The 16,721-nt window shown below is 40.0% G+C and carries 16 protein-coding genes (1 of these 16 only partly in view); 10 read left to right on the forward strand and 6 right to left on the reverse strand.

The annotated features are described in order from the left end of the window. Positions 1-427 precede the first annotated feature (427 nt). Together LEP1GSC190_RS05295 and LEP1GSC190_RS05300 are read left to right on the forward strand one after the other, a co-directional pair. Positions 428-2,128, forward strand: coding sequence for an EAL domain-containing protein (locus LEP1GSC190_RS05295; RefSeq protein ID WP_002762627.1), 1,701 nt, complete (start codon positions 428-430; stop codon positions 2,126-2,128). A gap of 109 nt (positions 2,129-2,237) precedes the next feature. After that, positions 2,238-2,627: a response regulator gene (locus LEP1GSC190_RS05300; RefSeq protein WP_002762646.1), complete on the forward strand. Its 390-nt coding sequence runs from the start codon at positions 2,238-2,240 to the stop codon at positions 2,625-2,627. 162 nt (positions 2,628-2,789) lie between these two features. Here LEP1GSC190_RS05300 and LEP1GSC190_RS05305 read toward each other — a convergent pair whose 3' ends face one another. The 3 genes from LEP1GSC190_RS05305 to LEP1GSC190_RS05315 all read right to left on the reverse strand — a co-directional run bounded on the left by LEP1GSC190_RS05305 (position 2,790) and on the right by LEP1GSC190_RS05315 (position 8,114). Continuing rightward, the gene (locus tag LEP1GSC190_RS05305; protein ID WP_086004800.1) at positions 2,790-4,865 is read right to left on the reverse strand and encodes a methyl-accepting chemotaxis protein; all 2,076 of its coding nucleotides are present in this window, start codon (positions 4,863-4,865) and stop codon (positions 2,790-2,792) included. A gap of 24 nt (positions 4,866-4,889) precedes the next feature. Continuing rightward, a complete protein-coding gene (locus tag LEP1GSC190_RS05310) occupies positions 4,890-6,455 on the reverse strand; it encodes an LA_0442/LA_0875 N-terminal domain-containing protein (RefSeq protein ID WP_004279264.1) in 1,566 nt (521 codons plus the stop codon). Between the two features lie 549 nt (positions 6,456-7,004). Beyond that, positions 7,005-8,114 (reverse strand): hypothetical protein, encoded by a 1,110-nt coding sequence (locus tag LEP1GSC190_RS05315; RefSeq protein WP_002762629.1) that lies wholly within the window; start codon positions 8,112-8,114, stop codon positions 7,005-7,007. A 181-nt stretch (positions 8,115-8,295) separates the two neighbouring features. Between LEP1GSC190_RS05315 and LEP1GSC190_RS05320 the strand changes: the two genes are divergently transcribed. From LEP1GSC190_RS05320 to LEP1GSC190_RS05335, 4 genes are all read left to right on the forward strand, one after another. Further along, positions 8,296-8,625 (forward strand): hypothetical protein, encoded by a 330-nt coding sequence (locus LEP1GSC190_RS05320; RefSeq protein WP_237578343.1) that lies wholly within the window; start codon positions 8,296-8,298, stop codon positions 8,623-8,625. Then, complete coding sequence (locus tag LEP1GSC190_RS05325; RefSeq protein WP_002762616.1) at positions 8,600-9,982, forward strand: PP2C family protein-serine/threonine phosphatase; 1,383 nt, start codon at positions 8,600-8,602, stop codon at positions 9,980-9,982. Before LEP1GSC190_RS05320 ends, LEP1GSC190_RS05325 begins: the two co-directional genes overlap by 26 nt. 7 nt (positions 9,983-9,989) lie before the next feature. After that, positions 9,990-10,763, forward strand: a complete 774-nt coding sequence (locus LEP1GSC190_RS05330; RefSeq protein ID WP_002762682.1) for an enoyl-CoA hydratase-related protein — start codon at positions 9,990-9,992, stop codon at positions 10,761-10,763. Between the two features lie 264 nt (positions 10,764-11,027). Then, a complete protein-coding gene (locus LEP1GSC190_RS05335) occupies positions 11,028-11,483 on the forward strand; it encodes a DUF192 domain-containing protein (protein WP_002762640.1) in 456 nt (151 codons plus the stop codon). Between the two features lie 29 nt (positions 11,484-11,512). On the opposite strand, the gene LEP1GSC190_RS05340 is transcribed toward LEP1GSC190_RS05335, so the two are convergent. Beyond that, complete coding sequence (locus tag LEP1GSC190_RS05340; RefSeq protein WP_002745346.1) at positions 11,513-12,118, reverse strand: DUF3332 domain-containing protein; 606 nt, start codon at positions 12,116-12,118, stop codon at positions 11,513-11,515. A gap of 175 nt (positions 12,119-12,293) precedes the next feature. On the opposite strand from LEP1GSC190_RS05340, the gene LEP1GSC190_RS05345 reads away from it, so the two are divergent. The 4 genes from LEP1GSC190_RS05345 (at position 12,294) to LEP1GSC190_RS05360 (ending at position 15,494) form a co-directional block, all read left to right on the forward strand. Beyond that, positions 12,294-13,748, forward strand: a complete 1,455-nt coding sequence (locus LEP1GSC190_RS05345) for an MBOAT family O-acyltransferase (RefSeq protein ID WP_002762636.1) — start codon at positions 12,294-12,296, stop codon at positions 13,746-13,748. Between the two features lie 130 nt (positions 13,749-13,878). Next, positions 13,879-14,238, forward strand: a complete 360-nt coding sequence (locus LEP1GSC190_RS05350) for a PilZ domain-containing protein (protein WP_036035954.1) — start codon at positions 13,879-13,881, stop codon at positions 14,236-14,238. A gap of 63 nt (positions 14,239-14,301) precedes the next feature. Further along, positions 14,302-14,925, forward strand: a complete 624-nt coding sequence (locus LEP1GSC190_RS05355) for an RNA polymerase sigma factor (RefSeq protein WP_002762593.1) — start codon at positions 14,302-14,304, stop codon at positions 14,923-14,925. A 5-nt stretch (positions 14,926-14,930) separates the two neighbouring features. Beyond that, positions 14,931-15,494, forward strand: coding sequence for an LIMLP_12425 family protein (locus tag LEP1GSC190_RS05360; protein ID WP_002762633.1), 564 nt, complete (start codon positions 14,931-14,933; stop codon positions 15,492-15,494). 101 nt (positions 15,495-15,595) lie between these two features. Here the strand turns inward: LEP1GSC190_RS05360 and LEP1GSC190_RS05365 are convergent, their stop codons facing one another. Together LEP1GSC190_RS05365 and hpf are read right to left on the reverse strand one after the other, a co-directional pair. Further along, entirely contained in the window at positions 15,596-16,537 is a 942-nt protein-coding gene (locus tag LEP1GSC190_RS05365) for a tetratricopeptide repeat protein (RefSeq protein WP_004279243.1), read from the reverse strand. 57 nt (positions 16,538-16,594) lie between these two features. Then, positions 16,595-16,721, reverse strand: partial view of a ribosome hibernation-promoting factor, HPF/YfiA family gene (gene hpf / locus LEP1GSC190_RS05370; RefSeq protein ID WP_002556490.1) — the 3' portion only. Its footprint extends 161 nt past the window's final position; 127 of the gene's 288 nt are visible here — the last part of the coding sequence; its start codon lies beyond the right edge, outside the window — the gene reads right to left on this strand; the stop codon is at positions 16,595-16,597.

Here is a 16,721-nt window from a genome sequence, read left to right on the forward strand (position 1 = left end):
CTTTGCCGTCACATCATCAAAACGAGATTGCAAGGACACTACGTATGATCGCTAAGAGGAATCGGTTAAGTTCCTATGTCTTTTTAATTTAGAAATAGAAGCCCGAGTTTTTATCCCTCCAATTTCCTGAGATTGATTCACTCCAAAATCCGGCAAGTGGGTCAAAGGGCGTTTTCTCTGCAAGCGTTTGTGTTGTCGTAGTCCAACTAATTTCCAATAGACACTGGGGTTGTTGGGTAAACTAATTTTTTTTCGTTTTCAAAATTTACAAGATTCCGGATTTGATCGGAGATATAAAAGATAATTGGCGTCCTATAATGAAAGGGTAGAATTGTAAATTCGGCTATCGATGGAAGTTTGATTCTCGAAAACTAACGCGGGTTTGTGGAGAATCTGTTAAACGAATTACTGTTTTAGGATCATTTGAATGGACGAAAACAAAAATTCCCAGGAAGAAAATACACAACAAAGACCCGTCATACTTTTGGTGGATGACGAACCCAGCATCTTAAAGGGATTAAAAGAGCAACTCAAACTTGAATTCGATAGCGATTTCGACATTGAAATCGCCGAAGATGCCGAATCCGCCTGGAGCATTTTAGAGGAATGTATCGAAAGGGGAATCGATATTCCTGTCGTGGTTTGTGATCAAGTGATGCCAGGCATGAATGGAGACGAGTTGCTCATTCGGATTCACAATAAAAAACCGAATATTCGAAAAATTATGCTGACTGGCCAGGCTTCAGCGGATGCGATCGGAAACGCACTAAATCATGCTAATTTATACAGATATTTGCCGAAACCTTGGGATTCTAACGATTTGATTCTTACGATCCGAGAGGCCTTAAAATCCTACTTTTCGGATCTTTACCTTTGGGAACTCAATCGAAAGTTGGAAACAACTCTACTGTACGATCGGGAAACTGGCCGTCCGAATTTCGAAAGCCTGAGAAAAATCTTAGATGAAAGAGAATCTCAAGGAACGCTGTCCACCCTTGCCGTGATTCGGATCGAATCCTCAACCTCCACGACTCAACATTTCGGAGTGGGAGTGTATCATAAAGTACTGAATCAGTTTCTCGCTTCTCTTTCCTCGTTTATGGGAGAATCCGGTAATCTGTTTTATCTTTATCAGGACGAGGTCGCCGTTCTTTCCGAAATTGAAGAAAGTAAATTTCATTCTCTTTTGGTCGCGTTTCGGATCCTTCTTAGGTCGGAATACATTGAGGCCGAGGGAGTTTCTTTTCGTGTGAACGTTTCGATCGGAGTAGCGACTCATCAATCTTCTCTTTACTATAAGGCTAGAATTGCGATGATGCACGCGGCTCAGAACAGTGAGCTCGAACTGATGAACTATTCCAACACGATGGAAGCGGGAGATCAATACCAGATCAATCTTATCTTGGGAAGAAAATTGAACTACGCGATCAGTGTGGGTAACGTGATTCCTTATTTTCAAGGAATTTATAATAATACGTCCGAGAAGATTACGAAATTTGAATGTCTTGCGAGAATTCAGGATGGGGATAGGGTTTACTCGCCCGCGAGTTTTATATCGATCGCCAGATCGACCGGGATCATTCGTCTTCTGACTCCGATTATGATTGAAAAATCGATCCGATATTTTGCGCAATATCCGGAATATTCTTTTTCGGTAAATATCTCTGAATCGGATTTGGAAAAGAAAGGTTTTGCTTTTTGGGTTATTAGTCGTCTCCAACACTATGAAGTTGCCCCGAATCGCCTAACGCTTGAAATTTTAGAAACCGATCGTTTGCGTGGAGGCGAAAGAGGCCTTGAAACCTTAAAAGAACTGAAAGAATGTGGCTGTAAAATTGCGATAGACGACTTCGGGGTAGATCAATCCAACTTTGAAAGGTTGATGGAGATCGATCCTGATTTCATCAAGATTGACGGTAAATTCATACAGGGAATTCATTTGAGTAAAACTCCTTATCTACTCACTTCCGCGATGACTGAAATGGCTCATAGAATTGGTGCAAAAGTTATTGCAGAATTTGTAACAGGAAAAGAGGAATTTGACACAGTTCGTTCCTTAGGTGTGGAATATTGTCAGGGATATTATATTATGGAACCGGCTCCGGAGATTTTCCCTGTGCCACTTTAATCGTTTTCTAAAATTCGATTGTCATTATTTTTTTTTCAAATAATCTAATACCCTGCGTTTTTTGATAATTCAATGAGTCGAATAAAATAAGTGAGGGTGAGTACTGCGATTGGATAAAGCGATTCTTTTTGTAGATGATGAAGCTCTGATCCTAATGAGCATGAAGTCTCAGGTGAAACGTCACTTTGGAGACGGTTACAGATATGAAACGGCTCTCGATGCTGGAGAAGCATGGCAGATTATCGAAGAATTAGTTCACGAAGACGTCAGAATTCTGATTATCATTTCCGATTGGTTGATGCCTAACGTCAAGGGAGACGAGTTTTTAAGACAGGTTCACAATAAATATCCAGATATTCAAAAAGTGATCGTTACGGGGCACGCGGACGATTCTTCCATAGAAGCGCTCAAAAGAGAGATCAATCTTCGTTCTTATCTCAAAAAACCTTGGGACGAAAGGGAATTGGTTTCCACCATTACGACCGCATTAGCAAGTTAAGATTACGAGAAGACTATCTTTGTTCATGTAAAGGTTCCGTTGGAAATATAACTATCCCGTAAAAATCCGATTCTACCTTGTCTGTTTAATTTCATTTCCAAAACTCAAGCAGAGGTTTCTTTGGATCGTTTAAACGGTGGAACTAACGTAAGCATATCTTTTTTATATTTTAAACTGATTGATAAAACGTAGCAATCCTTCCGATTGAGTATGCATGTTTTTGGAAAATCCGGTTAGGTCATCCGCGCCATTTGCAATCTCTTGGGTTCCTTCGGAAATGCTGAGGATTGTCTTTGCGATTTCCTCCGAAGCATGTCTTTGCTCTCGGACGGCTTCTTCGATTTGAAGACTGAAACTCATGAGTGAGCTTGCGCTGTGATGGATTTTCTCTGTATTTTTTTCCTGAGTGTTTACGGAATCCAAAACGTTCTTTGCGGAAACCCCGAACATATCCACGGAACTCCTGAGTTTGGCGAGGATATCGGATGCTTCCTTTACTTTGCCGGTTCCGTTGGTTACTGCACGATTCGTGGATTCCACGAGTTGTCCGATCTCTTGAACGCTGTTGGAAGTTTGAGATGCGAGTTTGGAAATTTCTTCCGCGACAACTGCAAATCCTTTTCCAGCCTCTCCCGCTCGCGCGGCTTCAATAGCGGCGTTTAACGCAAGTAAGTTGGTCTTTTCAGAAATGTCGGTGATAATGGAAAGGATTTCGTTGATCCGAGAAGCGCTGTCCCCGATTTCGTCCATCGCCTTTGTGGATTGATTCATGGAACTTTCGCCAGTGATAGCCTGTTGTTGCGATTCACTCGCTAGAGAGGAGAGAGATTTCATCTCTTCATTGATTTTTGTGATTTGTTCTTTTAAAAGAATTACGTTTCCGTCAATATCTTTCATGTGGAAAATAGCTTTTTCCATCGATTTACCCACATTTTCGGCCGAAGAGGCCAATTCTTCGATTGCCGCGGAGGATTCTTCGGACGCGGAAGCTTGTATTTGTGCGACGTCATAAAAATTTTTCGATGATTCCGCCATTTTATCGGAAGTGGAATTCAAGGATTCAGAAGAACCTTTGATTTCAAGAATGATCTTTTTGATGTTGTTCTTCATTTGGTTAAGAGAGAGGAGAAGTTTTCCGATCTCGTCGTTACGTTCGTATTTGTTATCTACGATCAGGTTGCCGGAGGAAATTTGTTCGGAGAAAGAGATTGCGGAATTAATCCCATTCGTGATCAATTTTTGAAATATTAGATTCAATAGAATTACGATGACGATCATTGTGACCAAGGAAGCGGCGATCGTTTCCAGGATGATTCTCGACAAATTCTTCCAAAAGATGTTGTTGGGAACGCAGACTTCTAAGATCCATTTCTTATTGTAATTTCCGATATAAAAAGAGTAGAGAAAATGAATGGATTGATCTTTTTCATAAATCTGGATTTCTTTTTTCTCGCTTCCTTCCAAAATTTGTTTTTTCCATTCAGGATCTTGAATCTCTTTTCCAACGAGCTCCGGTTGTAGTCCGTTTGCGGCGTAAAAACCGCCCGGAGAAATCAGACTCAGGTATCCTTCTCCCTGATAAGGACGGATCGGAGCTAACATCTTTTGCATGTTTTTCATTGTAATATCCATGCCTACAACTCCGGCAATTTCTCCGTTTCTGCGTACCGGTTTGACGACGGAGATCATTAGGACTTCTTTGCCGGATACCGGATAAGCGAAAGGATCCGCGATAAAATCCAATCCTGTTTTTTTTGGAATATTATAAAAGTATCCGCTCGCATCTTGATTTTCGTAGTAAATAACCGCTTCCAAAACGAGAGATTTCTCAGGCCCCATCGACTTATTTACGTAAGGAACGAATCTTCCGGTAGCATCGTAACCTTGTTTGTTTACGTATTGAGAATCCTTGGAATCGAATTTTCCGGGTTCAAAAACGGACCAAGCTCCGAAGTAGTTCGGATCCGTTTGAGCGAGATCCTTCAAGGTTTCGATAGTCTCTTCTCTTGTCGGTTTTGCATGCGAAAGTTGAAATTCGAGTCCTCTTAAACCGCCTAAGGCTTTATCGAAAAAGTCCTGAATTTCAAAAGCGTATCGAAACGCAACCAAGGTAGAGGAATCTTTGATATCCTGAGAAAGTTTAAAGTAAGCCGTAATAGTACTCATAGCGGTAATTGTAAGGCTTCCCGCCATGAGTATTAGGGATAGATATAACGATATTCGAAACCTTATGCTCATAAGTTTCCCCTTTTCTTTTGCATTTTAAAAGCTATGCGAAAATCCGATGCTGAACCAAAATAAATGCGCGGGTATTTTCTGTAATAAATAGGATTCTCGGATCATTTGTCTCAGGGAACCGTCTCCCGCATCCGGAATCAAAGGACTGTTCGCTATCTGGTCCAATAAAAACTGATTCAAAGGGCCGTTTACTTTCGAGGGATCGACGATCAAACCGTCTTTTGTATTTCGGTTAACGTATCCTCCGGTTGCTCCATAGTAATTGTCTGTATCATACATATACAGATTAGGTCTATATACGTGATTCCCTTTGATGAAAAATTTTCCGAAATAGAAGGTTAAACTACTCGTAATGTCCTGGATTCCGTATCTGTTATCCACGATATTATTGGACATTTCGTACCCGATATTGACAGCCGGGGTGATTCTAAAAAAATCCTCTTTGAAATACTCGTGACTTAAATAAAGAGAAAGGTAATTTTTTCCCGCCGCCAAACTCGCGTTCTCCGCACTGATCTGAGTGTAAAAGGAAATTGTCGGAGTCAGATAAGAGATAAATGGAAGAAATGAAAATTCCGGAAGCTGCCAAAAGATATAGTATTCCTGCCAAGCGAGTCTTGTCACTTGATTCGAGGTATTGTTTGAGCTCGATACTCCTTGAGCTGCAAGAGAATTATAACCTCCTAATGGAGTTGAAACATATGCGGGGTTTTTGTGAAACGTATTGTAGAACCAAGTTCCGACTGTAAACTTTCCCCAACTGTTTTTTTCGAAAGTATAATAGAACGCGTAAAACAAACCGTCTGCTCGTTTCATTCCGTTTTGTTCTTTGTAGGGTTTTGGGACGATTCCGCCGCAAGTTGGTCCGGTTGTGTAGTTCTCTTTTAATAAGTTATTTTGAGTATCATACACACAACTTTGATTGAGAAGATCCGGATTCGGAGCCATAAACGGATTTCCTTGTCCCGGATAAGAGGGCCCCGGGCCTCCCGGAAACAATTGTAATCGTCCGTCATTGTTTCGGTCGTTTCTTTCCGTTAGCTGAAAATTGCCCCAAAATTGAATCATAAATCCCTTTAATGGGGTATTGATATTGATCGTAGGTTGATAGGAAGGGACAAAAGTAGTGGAAGCGTAACTGTCGTTCCTACGACGATTGGCCATCTCTCCCGAAAAACTGAGTCCCCTCCAGATAAAGTCCGATACGATCTCGTGGGTAATGTCTATAGTCGTTTCGTTTCCTTGAGAATTCGCGTGGGGAGGTTCTCTTTCGATCGGAGTCGCGATTCCCGCGTATGGATTTGCACGGGTGGATTCTGATTTAGGGATTTTATCCTTGTCGGAAGAGAAGAAAGTGTTTTTGTTTTTGTCCTGCGGTTTTTCGTATGTGACACTGAGAACGTTTTCTTTGTTGATATAACGGATATAGTCGTCATGCTCCGCAAGAAAAATTTTCTCTTCGTCCTCCAAAAGCACTTTGCCTCTATGTATCGAACCGTTTTTTAAGCGGACAATATCGGCAGCGTTCAAAGAAAATTCAAAGAAAAAAAATAGATGGAACAAAAATAGAAAGTAAAATTTAGATTTCATGTATTTCACGCTTTGTTACTTTTTTATTTCCCAATTTTTGAATTTTAAACTTCCAAATTGTCTAACTTTGCCTGACGTTGATCCCAGAAAAAATAACAAAAATAGAAAGCAAAGAGAAGAATCAACTAGGAAAAACTTTTTCTTTCGATGAAATTCAATCGAACAGAATCGATTTTGAATTAGAACAAAAACGCATTTTTGAAAATTTCATACAATAGAAATAGCAAGTTTTATAATCGGAAATGAAAACCTACTCAAATTTTGGCATTTCCGTGAAAAATGAACGATTCGGTTTTTAGATCTTTATAAATTATATAGAGATATTTGTATTTTATAATTCCCAAGTTCAAACTGGGTTGAATGACAAAATAGCCCAGGAGAAAACGAAAAAATTCCTATTTATAGAACCTTTGAGAGGCGACTAACGAAGGACGTCGTATGAAATTTTGATTTTTGTACAATTCTATCAAATCTTGGCAAAATGGAAGTGAGGTTTTAGGAACGATTCGCTTCGTTTGGAATACAAATGGCTTTGAGGTTGAACGTATCCTAAAAAAGACGATCCAAAAATTCCTTTTGTTTTTTACATCTGGGTTTTTGGATTCCGTTTTTCATCTCGTAGATTTTTTTTCCATCTTGAAGAATTTCCAAAGTCCAGATCTTCTTTTGCAATTCCGTATGAATGTAGGAAACGAAAGAGTCTGCAAAAAAGTCGTCTCCGTTTGTCGCGGAGTAAAGAGTAGGGAAGGGAGTGTTTTCTAAAACGGGGTAAATCTTTTTCCAGTTGTTTTCGAGGTCGATCGGTTTGGAAGAATAGAATTTTATTTCCTTTCGGAGTGGAAATGACGAATCCCAAGACGAAACGTTTTCTACCTCCCAAATCCCTTTTGAAAATTCGAATGCATTAAAGTTTCTATATTTCTCCCGAAAATCGGGAACGATTCCTTTCTGAACGCTGACGATATGACCTACTTCGTGTAACAAAATGTATTCGATCGCCTCTGGGATTCGATTATTGGCATCCGATTCGATTCTCACTTTGATTTGAACATTACCGGGAAAAAATGGAGAATTTTCTTTTTTCGTAATCCATTCGTTGGCGGTTTGAGTTAACAGATCTGTGTCTAAAAAAATTACGCCGCCTAAGGGAGTCGAGCCATCGTAAACGAAAGAACTGAGACCGGTACTTCCCAAATTTCTGCAAAGAATCACTCGGAAAAGAGTATGATCGAGCAAGGTGTTTACGGAATTAGGAAGGGATTTTCTAACGACACGTATCCGGTTTTTCCAAAATTCCAAATCGGTTTCCATTTGTGGAGGATCAGGCAAGCCGTCGATTTGATTCATTTCCTGGATAAAGTTTCGCTCGTCTGAGTCTAGACCGGAGATTCTGTATTCCCAACCTTTAGATAGGGAATAACGCTCCGCTCGAGTGATTGGATGATTGGTAAAGAGTTGATGATACGGGTTATTTCCGATTGGGATTTGGGAAGGTTTGCAGAAAAAAAGACCCAAAGAGATGAGTGATATTCCAAACATTCTGAGATATTTTTTCAAATTGTCGCTGAAAAAGAATAAGAACTTATTCCAAAATTGGGATGTGCCTCTTGTCATTTTCGATAAAATAAGATCGGGCTTAGGGGAACGCTGTAAAGGCATAGTACGGATTTTTTCAATGTGCCGAAAATAAGTAAATCCGAATCCTGGGAGGTTTTGGGATTGAAAAAAAGAGATAGGCAATCGGAATGATTTGCGCTATTCCGGAGTCTTGTAAATGTGGACGACAAATTTCCCGGGATCGAAAGATTCAGAAACGAAGATGTTTTATTTCCTTTTATCCGTGCTTTTTCTTTTCGGCTCGCTTGAATCCGCGGAAACGAACCCCTGGGACCTTTCCATTCACGAAAGAATTATCAACCGAAAACACGTCTCCCATATCATAATAGAAACTAGAGCCGATCATATCAGAGTCGCTCTTTTATTAAACGAACGATATCCCTATAACTACAAATCCAGGTCGGCTTCCTTTTTTATCAGAGTGAACGATGAAAAAGAAGCGCTGGAAATTTCGGAAAAATTGGATCGGTATTTGGAATCTGGTTGGAATCTAAAAGTTTATCTTTCCGGATCGGAAATCACTCACTATGACCTGGATAAAACAATTCAGTAAACTCAAATCCGGTTTCTTAAATCCTTTCACTTTTTTTGAAAGGGAATTCAATTATAGCGAAGCTGAATCCTGGAAGGATCAGACAAAAATCGACCAATCGTTTATACGACTAGCTTTCCTTTTGCATTTTATGATGTATTCTACTTTTGCGATTTCGGAAGTTCGGGATTCGGAAAGAGGAATTCTATACTTAGGAATCATCTTTCTCGTCAACGTGATGAGTTTGGTGCTTTCCTTTCAGGAAAAATTTCTCTCTTGGGTAATTCATATTTCAAATACCGTCATCATATTTTTTATGATGAATCTGTTTCACGAATCCTTCTATGGATTTCGGGATTTGGAAAGCCTTCAAATCTATAATAATTACTTTTTACTAATATCTTTGATCGTAATATTCCAGATGTTCCGATTAAAAAAAAGTTCCTGTCTTTTGACCGGAATGATCGCGATTTGTCTTCATATTATTTTCGTTTCGATCAAAAGAATGGAGCTCGGACTTGAGGATTTTCCAAGAATCCTTTTCGTGCCCGATGTGGTGTATGGGCTTTGTATTGTGATCGGAACTTCTTCAGTGATCATCGTGAAAAGATTGATTTCAATTTCATCCGAGCTCGATCTGGAATACAAATACATACAACAGGATCTCACAGTTGCAAAACAGGTTCAGGAAAACTTGTTTCCCGGAAAACTTAGCATCAAGGGAATTCGATACGAGGTGATGCGGATTACTCCCAATCATATCGGAGGGGATTTCTTCGATTTCGTGCAACTTCGGGAAGGAAACACTGGAATTTTTCTAACCGATGTAGCAGGACATGGGATTGCTTCGGCACTTGTCGCCTCGATGGTAAAGATTATGGTTTCGACGATGCCTTACATTTTGAAAGTGCATCCATCCCGTCTGATGGATTACATAGACGATTCCCTAAATAAACAATTTCATTCCTATCATGCATCTGCGATTTACATGTTTCTGGATTTTATTTCCAGAGAGGTCACGTTTTCGAACGCGGGACATCCGTATTTGATTCGTGGATCTTTTACAAAGGAATTTCACGAGGTCGAAACAGAAGGCGCTATTCTCGGTTTCGGGATCAAAAAGCCGATCGCAGAACAGGTCAAACTTCCTCTTGTAGAACGGGATCGATTCTTTTTATACACGGATGGTTTGATAGAAAACAAGAATTGGGAAGGAAAATTTCTTGGAACGGAAGGCCTACTTGAAATATTGAATGAGAATCGATTTGAAAAAGATCTGGGCGTCTTTAAGGCGAACGTGCAAAAGGCGGTCGAAAACTTTTTCGGAAACGTTGCTCTGGAGGACGATACCCTCTTTCTCATCGTGGAAGTGGAGTAAAAAAGAAATGAGTGGAAAATTAATCGAAGTAACTAAAGAAGGACAGATCGCGATTCTTACGATCCAAAGGCCTTCCGCATTGAATGCTCTCAATCGAGAGGTGTTGGCTCAAATCGGTCAAGAAATAGATGTTCTTGAAAAGGATAAAGATATCCGAGTATTAATCGTAACCGGAGAAGGAAAGGCATTTGTTGCTGGAGCCGATATTGCTGAAATGAAGGACTTAAACGTTTCCGAGGGAGAGGAATTTTCCAAACTAGGAAATGCGGTCTTCCAAAAATTGCATCAATCCAGAATTGTCTCGATCGCCGCGATCAACGGTTTTTCCCTCGGTGGGGGGATGGAACTTGCACTTGCCTGTGATATACGGGTCGGGTCAGAAAAGGCGAAGTTAGGATTGCCCGAGGTTTCCTTAGGATTGATTCCTGGTTTTGGAGGAACACAAAGACTTGCAAGATTGATCGGTTATGCAAGGGCGATCGAACTCGTGGTTACCGGTGATATGATCGCTGCCGAGGAAGGATATAGAATCGGGATTCTCAATAAACTGGTAAAAGAAGGAGAAGATGTATTAGCTTTTTCTAAAACGATTGCAAATTCCATTCTGAAAAAAGGACCTCAGGCGATCGAAAGAGTCAAAAGAACGATCCAACAAGGGCTGGATGTTACTTTGAAAGACGGGATTTCTATCGAAGAGAAAGCGTTCGGTGCATGTTTTGATGGAGGGCAGTCCAAAGAAGGGATGACCGCGTTTTTGGAAAAAAGACCACCTCAGTTTTAACGCTGCGAAAATATCGGCCATTAACAGTTAACGATAGTAACTATGGTATTAAAAAAAACGAATATCTAATTTCTTATGGCAGGGAAGTTTCAAAACTGCTTCCCAAAGCGATTTTTTTCTACAACAATCTAAGACAGATGGGTCGATTCATTCGTTTTATTCGAAAATAAATTTACTAAAAATACAGGAAATATAAATTAAAAGGGAAACTTGATGTGTTACTTCCATATGGGTCGCAACTCACTGCTCAAAGGAAAAATAGCAATGCTTGCACCCAAATTCAAAATTTTATTTATATTCGGTTTTATTTTTGGCGTTGCATACAACGTTTATCCTAGGGAACTCGAAAAAATTACGATCTATGTGGATGAACATCCGCTTCTTGTGGAAATCGCTAATACACCTGCGGACCGTGCCAGGGGCTTGATGTATCGAAAATCTATAGGTGAAAATGAAGGAATGCTTTTTGTTTTCGCAAAACCGGAATATTTGAGTTTTTGGATGAAAAATACCCGGATCCCTTTAAGCATAGCGTATTTCAATCAGGATAAAAGAATCACTGATGTGCACGATATGAAGCCCAATCAAACGACCGAATTGTATCATTCAAGCGAAAAGGCCCTATATGCTTTGGAAGTAAATCAGGGTTGGTTTTCTAAAAGAAAGATTGGCAAATACGGAGTGCTGAAAATTCCGGATCGAGTGAGAGCGGTTCAGTAATCGGGGAACTCCCCGATTACTAAGATACGTTAAAGAGGTTTGGAAACTAGTTTTGCTTCTAGGTCGGTTAACGTTTTTGTATCGACTACTCTGCTGGACTTCAGTTTGCCTTGTTCCGCCATTTTCAGGATCGTTTTAGATCCAATCGTTTCGGAGGAAATCACGACCTCTTCTAATTTGCCGTTTTTTTGTGCGAAAAATTTTCCGGGTTCGGCGCGAAAGACGATCAGGTTTTGATAATTCCCTTCTTTTTCGAGTTGGATATCCAATCTTTTCCCAAAATCGGAATAACTCAGTAAAAGTTTTTCTCCGTTCTCTTCGTAGGTCTTAACGTATTTTCCATTTTCGTCGTATTCGTTATAGCCCACCGGGTTGCTTCCTGACCAGAATTCGATTAGGTTAAAGAGAATTAAATCGAAGAAAAATCCGACCCCATAAAGAATGCTGAAAGGAAAATACATTACGAGAGTCTTAATGAACTTCGCCAATAAGCCGCTGCCAATATTAAAACTGTCGTTTACTTCGTACACTTTTTTAACGATTGCAAACTTACCGAAACAGTTTGCAAAGGAAATGAAAAAAATCATCGGTGCAAGAATCGCTACGACTGTCTTACGAAATTTGTTTTGTTGCATGAAGGATAACTCCTTGATCGAATTTTTGAAAATTGAATCGCTTCTGGAAAATTATGCAAGGTTTTTCTTTTTTCAAAGAGTAAATTCGAGTTCGAGTGAACGAGACCCTGAGAGCATAATTCCTTGACCGGATCCAGGTTTTAAAAAAGATAGAAGGAGATCGGGAGCGAAAGGTTTGCTTTTTCCAACTTTAGAATTTTTCGTATTTTTTATCTTCGTATTCCTGGTTTATTGGTATTTGATTCCATACTTTTTCGGAAGCGATACAAAAGCTCTATCTTTCACTCATTTTTTTTTACTCGTCGTAAGCTATTATTTTTACATGAGTTGGGACTGGAGATTCGGCGGTTTGATATTGCTTTCCACCGTGATCGATTTTGTTCTCGCCGCGAGAATTGGTTCTTCTCAGGATCAAAGGACCAGATTCGCGTTAATCACAGTCAGTTTGGTTCTAAATCTCGTCTTTATATTGGGTTTTTTCAAATATTATAATTTCTTTGCAGACTCCATCAATTTATTTCTCGGACATTTCGGAGTAAAAAACGCGCTTCCGATTTTACACGTTATTCTTCCCGTGGGAATTTCCTTTTATACGTTTCAATCTTTGAGTTATACGATCGACGTGTATCGAAGGCAAATTCTTCCCGAAAAAAGTTTTTTACGATTTGCATTGTTCGTTTCTTTTTTTCCTCAACTTGTAGCGGGGCCGATCGTGACGGCCAAGACCTTTTTACCTCAATTGGACACGGTTAAAAGTTTAACGGAAATTCGATTTAGAAAGGCGATCCGTTATTTCATCTTGGGTTATATCAAGAAGGTTGTGCTTTCGGATAATGCTGCCCCGATCATCGAAAAAATCTTCGGTCATCCCGAAAGCTACGGAACAGTTGCGCTTTGGTTAGGAGCTACTTTATTTCTCATACAAATTTACTGCGATTTCAGCGGTTATACGGATATGGCTTATGCATCCGCATTGTTGTTAGGTTACGAACTACCGGAGAATTTCCGAATGCCTTTTATTGCAAGAAGCGTTACGGAGCACTGGAGAAGATGGCATATAACTCTTTCCACTTGGCTTAGGGATTATGTGTATATTTCCTTGGGAGGAAATAGAGCGGGGGCTTTTCGTCATAGATTCAATCTTTGGTTTACGATGTTTGTGGCCGGTTTTTGGCATGGGGCGGCTTGGACGTTCGTCATCTGGGGAAGTTGTCAAGGGACAATTTTACTTTTGGAAGCTCTTTATGGAAGTTTAAAGGAAAAACATTTTCGGGATTTTCGGATACTTCCGGATAAAATATTGGCGCCGATCCAAATCATTCTTACCTGTTTCGTATCGGTAGCCGTAGGGACTTGGTTTCGTGCCGAGTCTTTTACAAAAGGTTGGATCATGCTGAAAAAGATGTTCATTTATACCGAAGGAGGTTTGCGTCCTTATATGTTCAAGACGGGAATTCCGGTTATCCTTTGTGTGATTGCTGGTCAGTGGCTCGGTTATTTTATCTTCGAAAAAAAGAGGGAATGGGATCCACCCGTATGGTTCGAGTTCTCGTTTTATCCTATCATTGCAGTGATTTTGGCTCTTTTGACCCCGGATCTGGAATTGCCGTTCATCTATTTTCAATTTTAATTATAGAAAGAATTTTGGTTAATAGGAATTATACTAATGCGAACTATGCCTGAAGGAAAGTCGATTCAAAAAGGATCGGGGCAAAATCTTTCTGGACAAACATTCGTTTCGCTTCAACTCTGATCCGGATATGTTGGGTAATCCAGACGAACAGCCGAGAAGTCGCAGATACTATCCGGGTATTTATGCCGATTATATCATACAAATCGAATTTGGTCTAATTACACTTCATGCAGAGCTCGTCAATATTTCCGAGACTGGAATTTGTCTTATCTTAAACGGAGAGGACTTGGACGTCACAAAGCCAGTTTACGGTTCCGTAATTGAAAAGGAATCGGAAAAACGTCTTGAATTCGAGGGTGATATCGTGTGGGTTGCTCCGGAAGTGATGGATCATAAGACGAGATTTGCCTATGGACTTAGATTTCGTGAGCCTATGGTTTTGACGGAATCGTTGGTTTTGATCAATCTTTCTTTGCAAGATCCCTAATTCTGTCCTGTCTATCCTAAGTTTCCGGATTGCCATATCCGCTTTCTTTGGGATCTTTGAATCATGGATTCATCTTCTACAAAGATAGAGCACAAACAAATCATCCCTAAAAAACCGACCTTAAGAGAGATTGAAATTGGTCTTCTCAGAAAGATCAAAGAAGGGGATGATGAGGCTTATATTCAGCTTGTCAATCCGTTTCGGGAGAGGCTCTATCGCAAAGCGGTTTCGATGGTGAAGGATGGAGACGATGCGGAGGATATCGTTCAAGACGCACTCATTTCCGGATATAGATCGATTCGTAACTTTCGTGCGGATTCTGGAGTTTATACCTGGCTTTATCGGATCGTAGTCAATAAATCCAAGGACATGTTAGCGAAACGAAAACGAGCTAAAGAGAATTCTATGGATGATAAGGAATACCAGGTAACGGATGATCGGGTAGGATTTGAAAAAAAAATTGAACTTAGTGATGAGTCCAACTATCTAATTAGCAAAATCAACGGCTTGGAAGATCTCTATAAAGAGGTGATTGAACTTAGATACTTCGAAGAGATGTCTTACGCGCAGATCGCCGAAGTTCTGGGAACCAACGTGGGAACTGTAAAGAGCAGGCTCTTTAAGGCGAAAGAATTCCTGAAACATTTGATTTTACAAGACGGCAAGGGTGAAGGATACTTTAGGTAAGAAAGATGGAAAGTTTACAGTCAAAATTCAAAATTCCGCTTTTTCTTCGAAAGGAAGACGGAGATTTACTTAAGATTGAAAATTCGCTCGTGAAAACGATGTCCGAACTCAGGGACAAAGAATTACGTAGTATTAACTTAGGCGAGGAGTTTTCGATCCGATTGAAAAATCAACTCAAAGCAATTCGGCCCGAACCCGAAAAAGGATGGGAGAGAATCTGGGAAAATATCCTCGCTAATCGTAGTTTACAATTTTCCTTTTCAGCCGTTTTGGTAATTGCAATCGTATTCGTAATTTATAATCGAATTCAAAGTTCTAACGTTCCCAATTTGTCCGAAAGATCCGGTACCATATTTGAGCAATCTTCAACGGGGGATTTTCAGGACATTCCTTCTTCCGGTAAATTCCGATCCGAATCGGACAAAGTTCTTCTTAGACAAATTCCTTCCACTGCAGAAGCCAGAAAAACGATCGATTCTCTCCGGAAATATTTTTCTGAAAGAGGGGATTTGGGAATTGTGGAAGAATTGGATCGAATTCTCGAACAAACCCAGGGAAATAATCCTTAGCTTTACGTTCAAGTTTTAGGGTAAAGTAAAATCACTAACATCTAAAAAGTGGAAATTGAATGAACCAAATATGGGTTATGTGCAAATGGAATAGAAACTTTTTATTTCTTAATTCCGTCCTGTCTTCTTTGAAAAAAGCCCGGGTCTACTGAGTCCAAGATTTTCTTGGATTCTTGGTAGATTTCGCCGTATTGCATTCCCCTGTAAACGTCTATAAGTAGACAAGCATGTTGTAGGATTCTACAACGAATCTTAAAGTCATAGAGGTCTTTTCTAGAACTCAAAGTATCTTTCAAACGAATTAGATTTTGATAATATCCTAGAATTTCCTTTTCGGAATAATTCCTAGTTTCCTCGAAAATTCCTTGCTCCGCCAAAACAACCGGAAGAACTTCTTTTAGGTCCGACTCTTCTTGATAAGAACTTTTTAGTTTTTCGATCCAGAAAAAGATCGGTTCCGATTTCAAAATTGCCAGAGGCGCCGCGGAAGGGTCCTTTAAAAAAGCTTCTCGAAAGAGAAGGATGGCCCTTCTTTCCTCACCGGTTTGAAAAAAGGATTCTGCTTTCAAGTAAAGAAACTCGGGGGAATTCCTTTCTACGGAAGAAGAATAATTTAAAATTTCGAGCGCGTTTCGATAATCTCTAAAACGAATGAGTTCGCGTATTAGACCCAGAAGCGCAGATGGATCTTGAAAGTGAAGTCCTTCCCTTTGGACTGAGATTTTCAGCTGATCGACTGCTTCTGCTAAAACCGATTCCGAAACGGCGCTAAAAGAAGAGGTCCCAGTAAATTTTCTCAGTTCGAAGGCGTTTTGAAACTCAGAAAAATATTGAACGAGAAGATGGCTTCTTTCCCTTCCTTCTTTCGTATTGTGGATTCGATCTATACGATTGTCCCAGTAAGAGGAGGTGAAATAGCCGGCGATTACCTCTGGATTTTCCGGGTCTTCTCCGAGAAGAAAATCGAAATTTTTTTTTGCCTTATCGAAATCCCCACTTGAAAGGTATTGGTTTGCTTCTTCGAGTTTTCTGGAAAAGGACATTGATTCTTTAGCTTAAGTTTGGAAAATCCGGTGGAGAATTCCACCGGACAAAATTGATCAGTGATTCGCTTTTTTGTCGTGATGTTTACTCACTTGTTTGACGATCTTGTCTTCCAAACCGTCGATACAAGCGTAGATATCCTTGCTTGAATTCTGTGCGTTGAATTTATTACCGTCTCCGTGT

The sequence above is a fragment of the Leptospira mayottensis 200901116 genome, from assembly GCF_000306675.2.
Lineage (GTDB): Bacteria > Spirochaetota > Leptospiria > Leptospirales > Leptospiraceae > Leptospira > Leptospira mayottensis.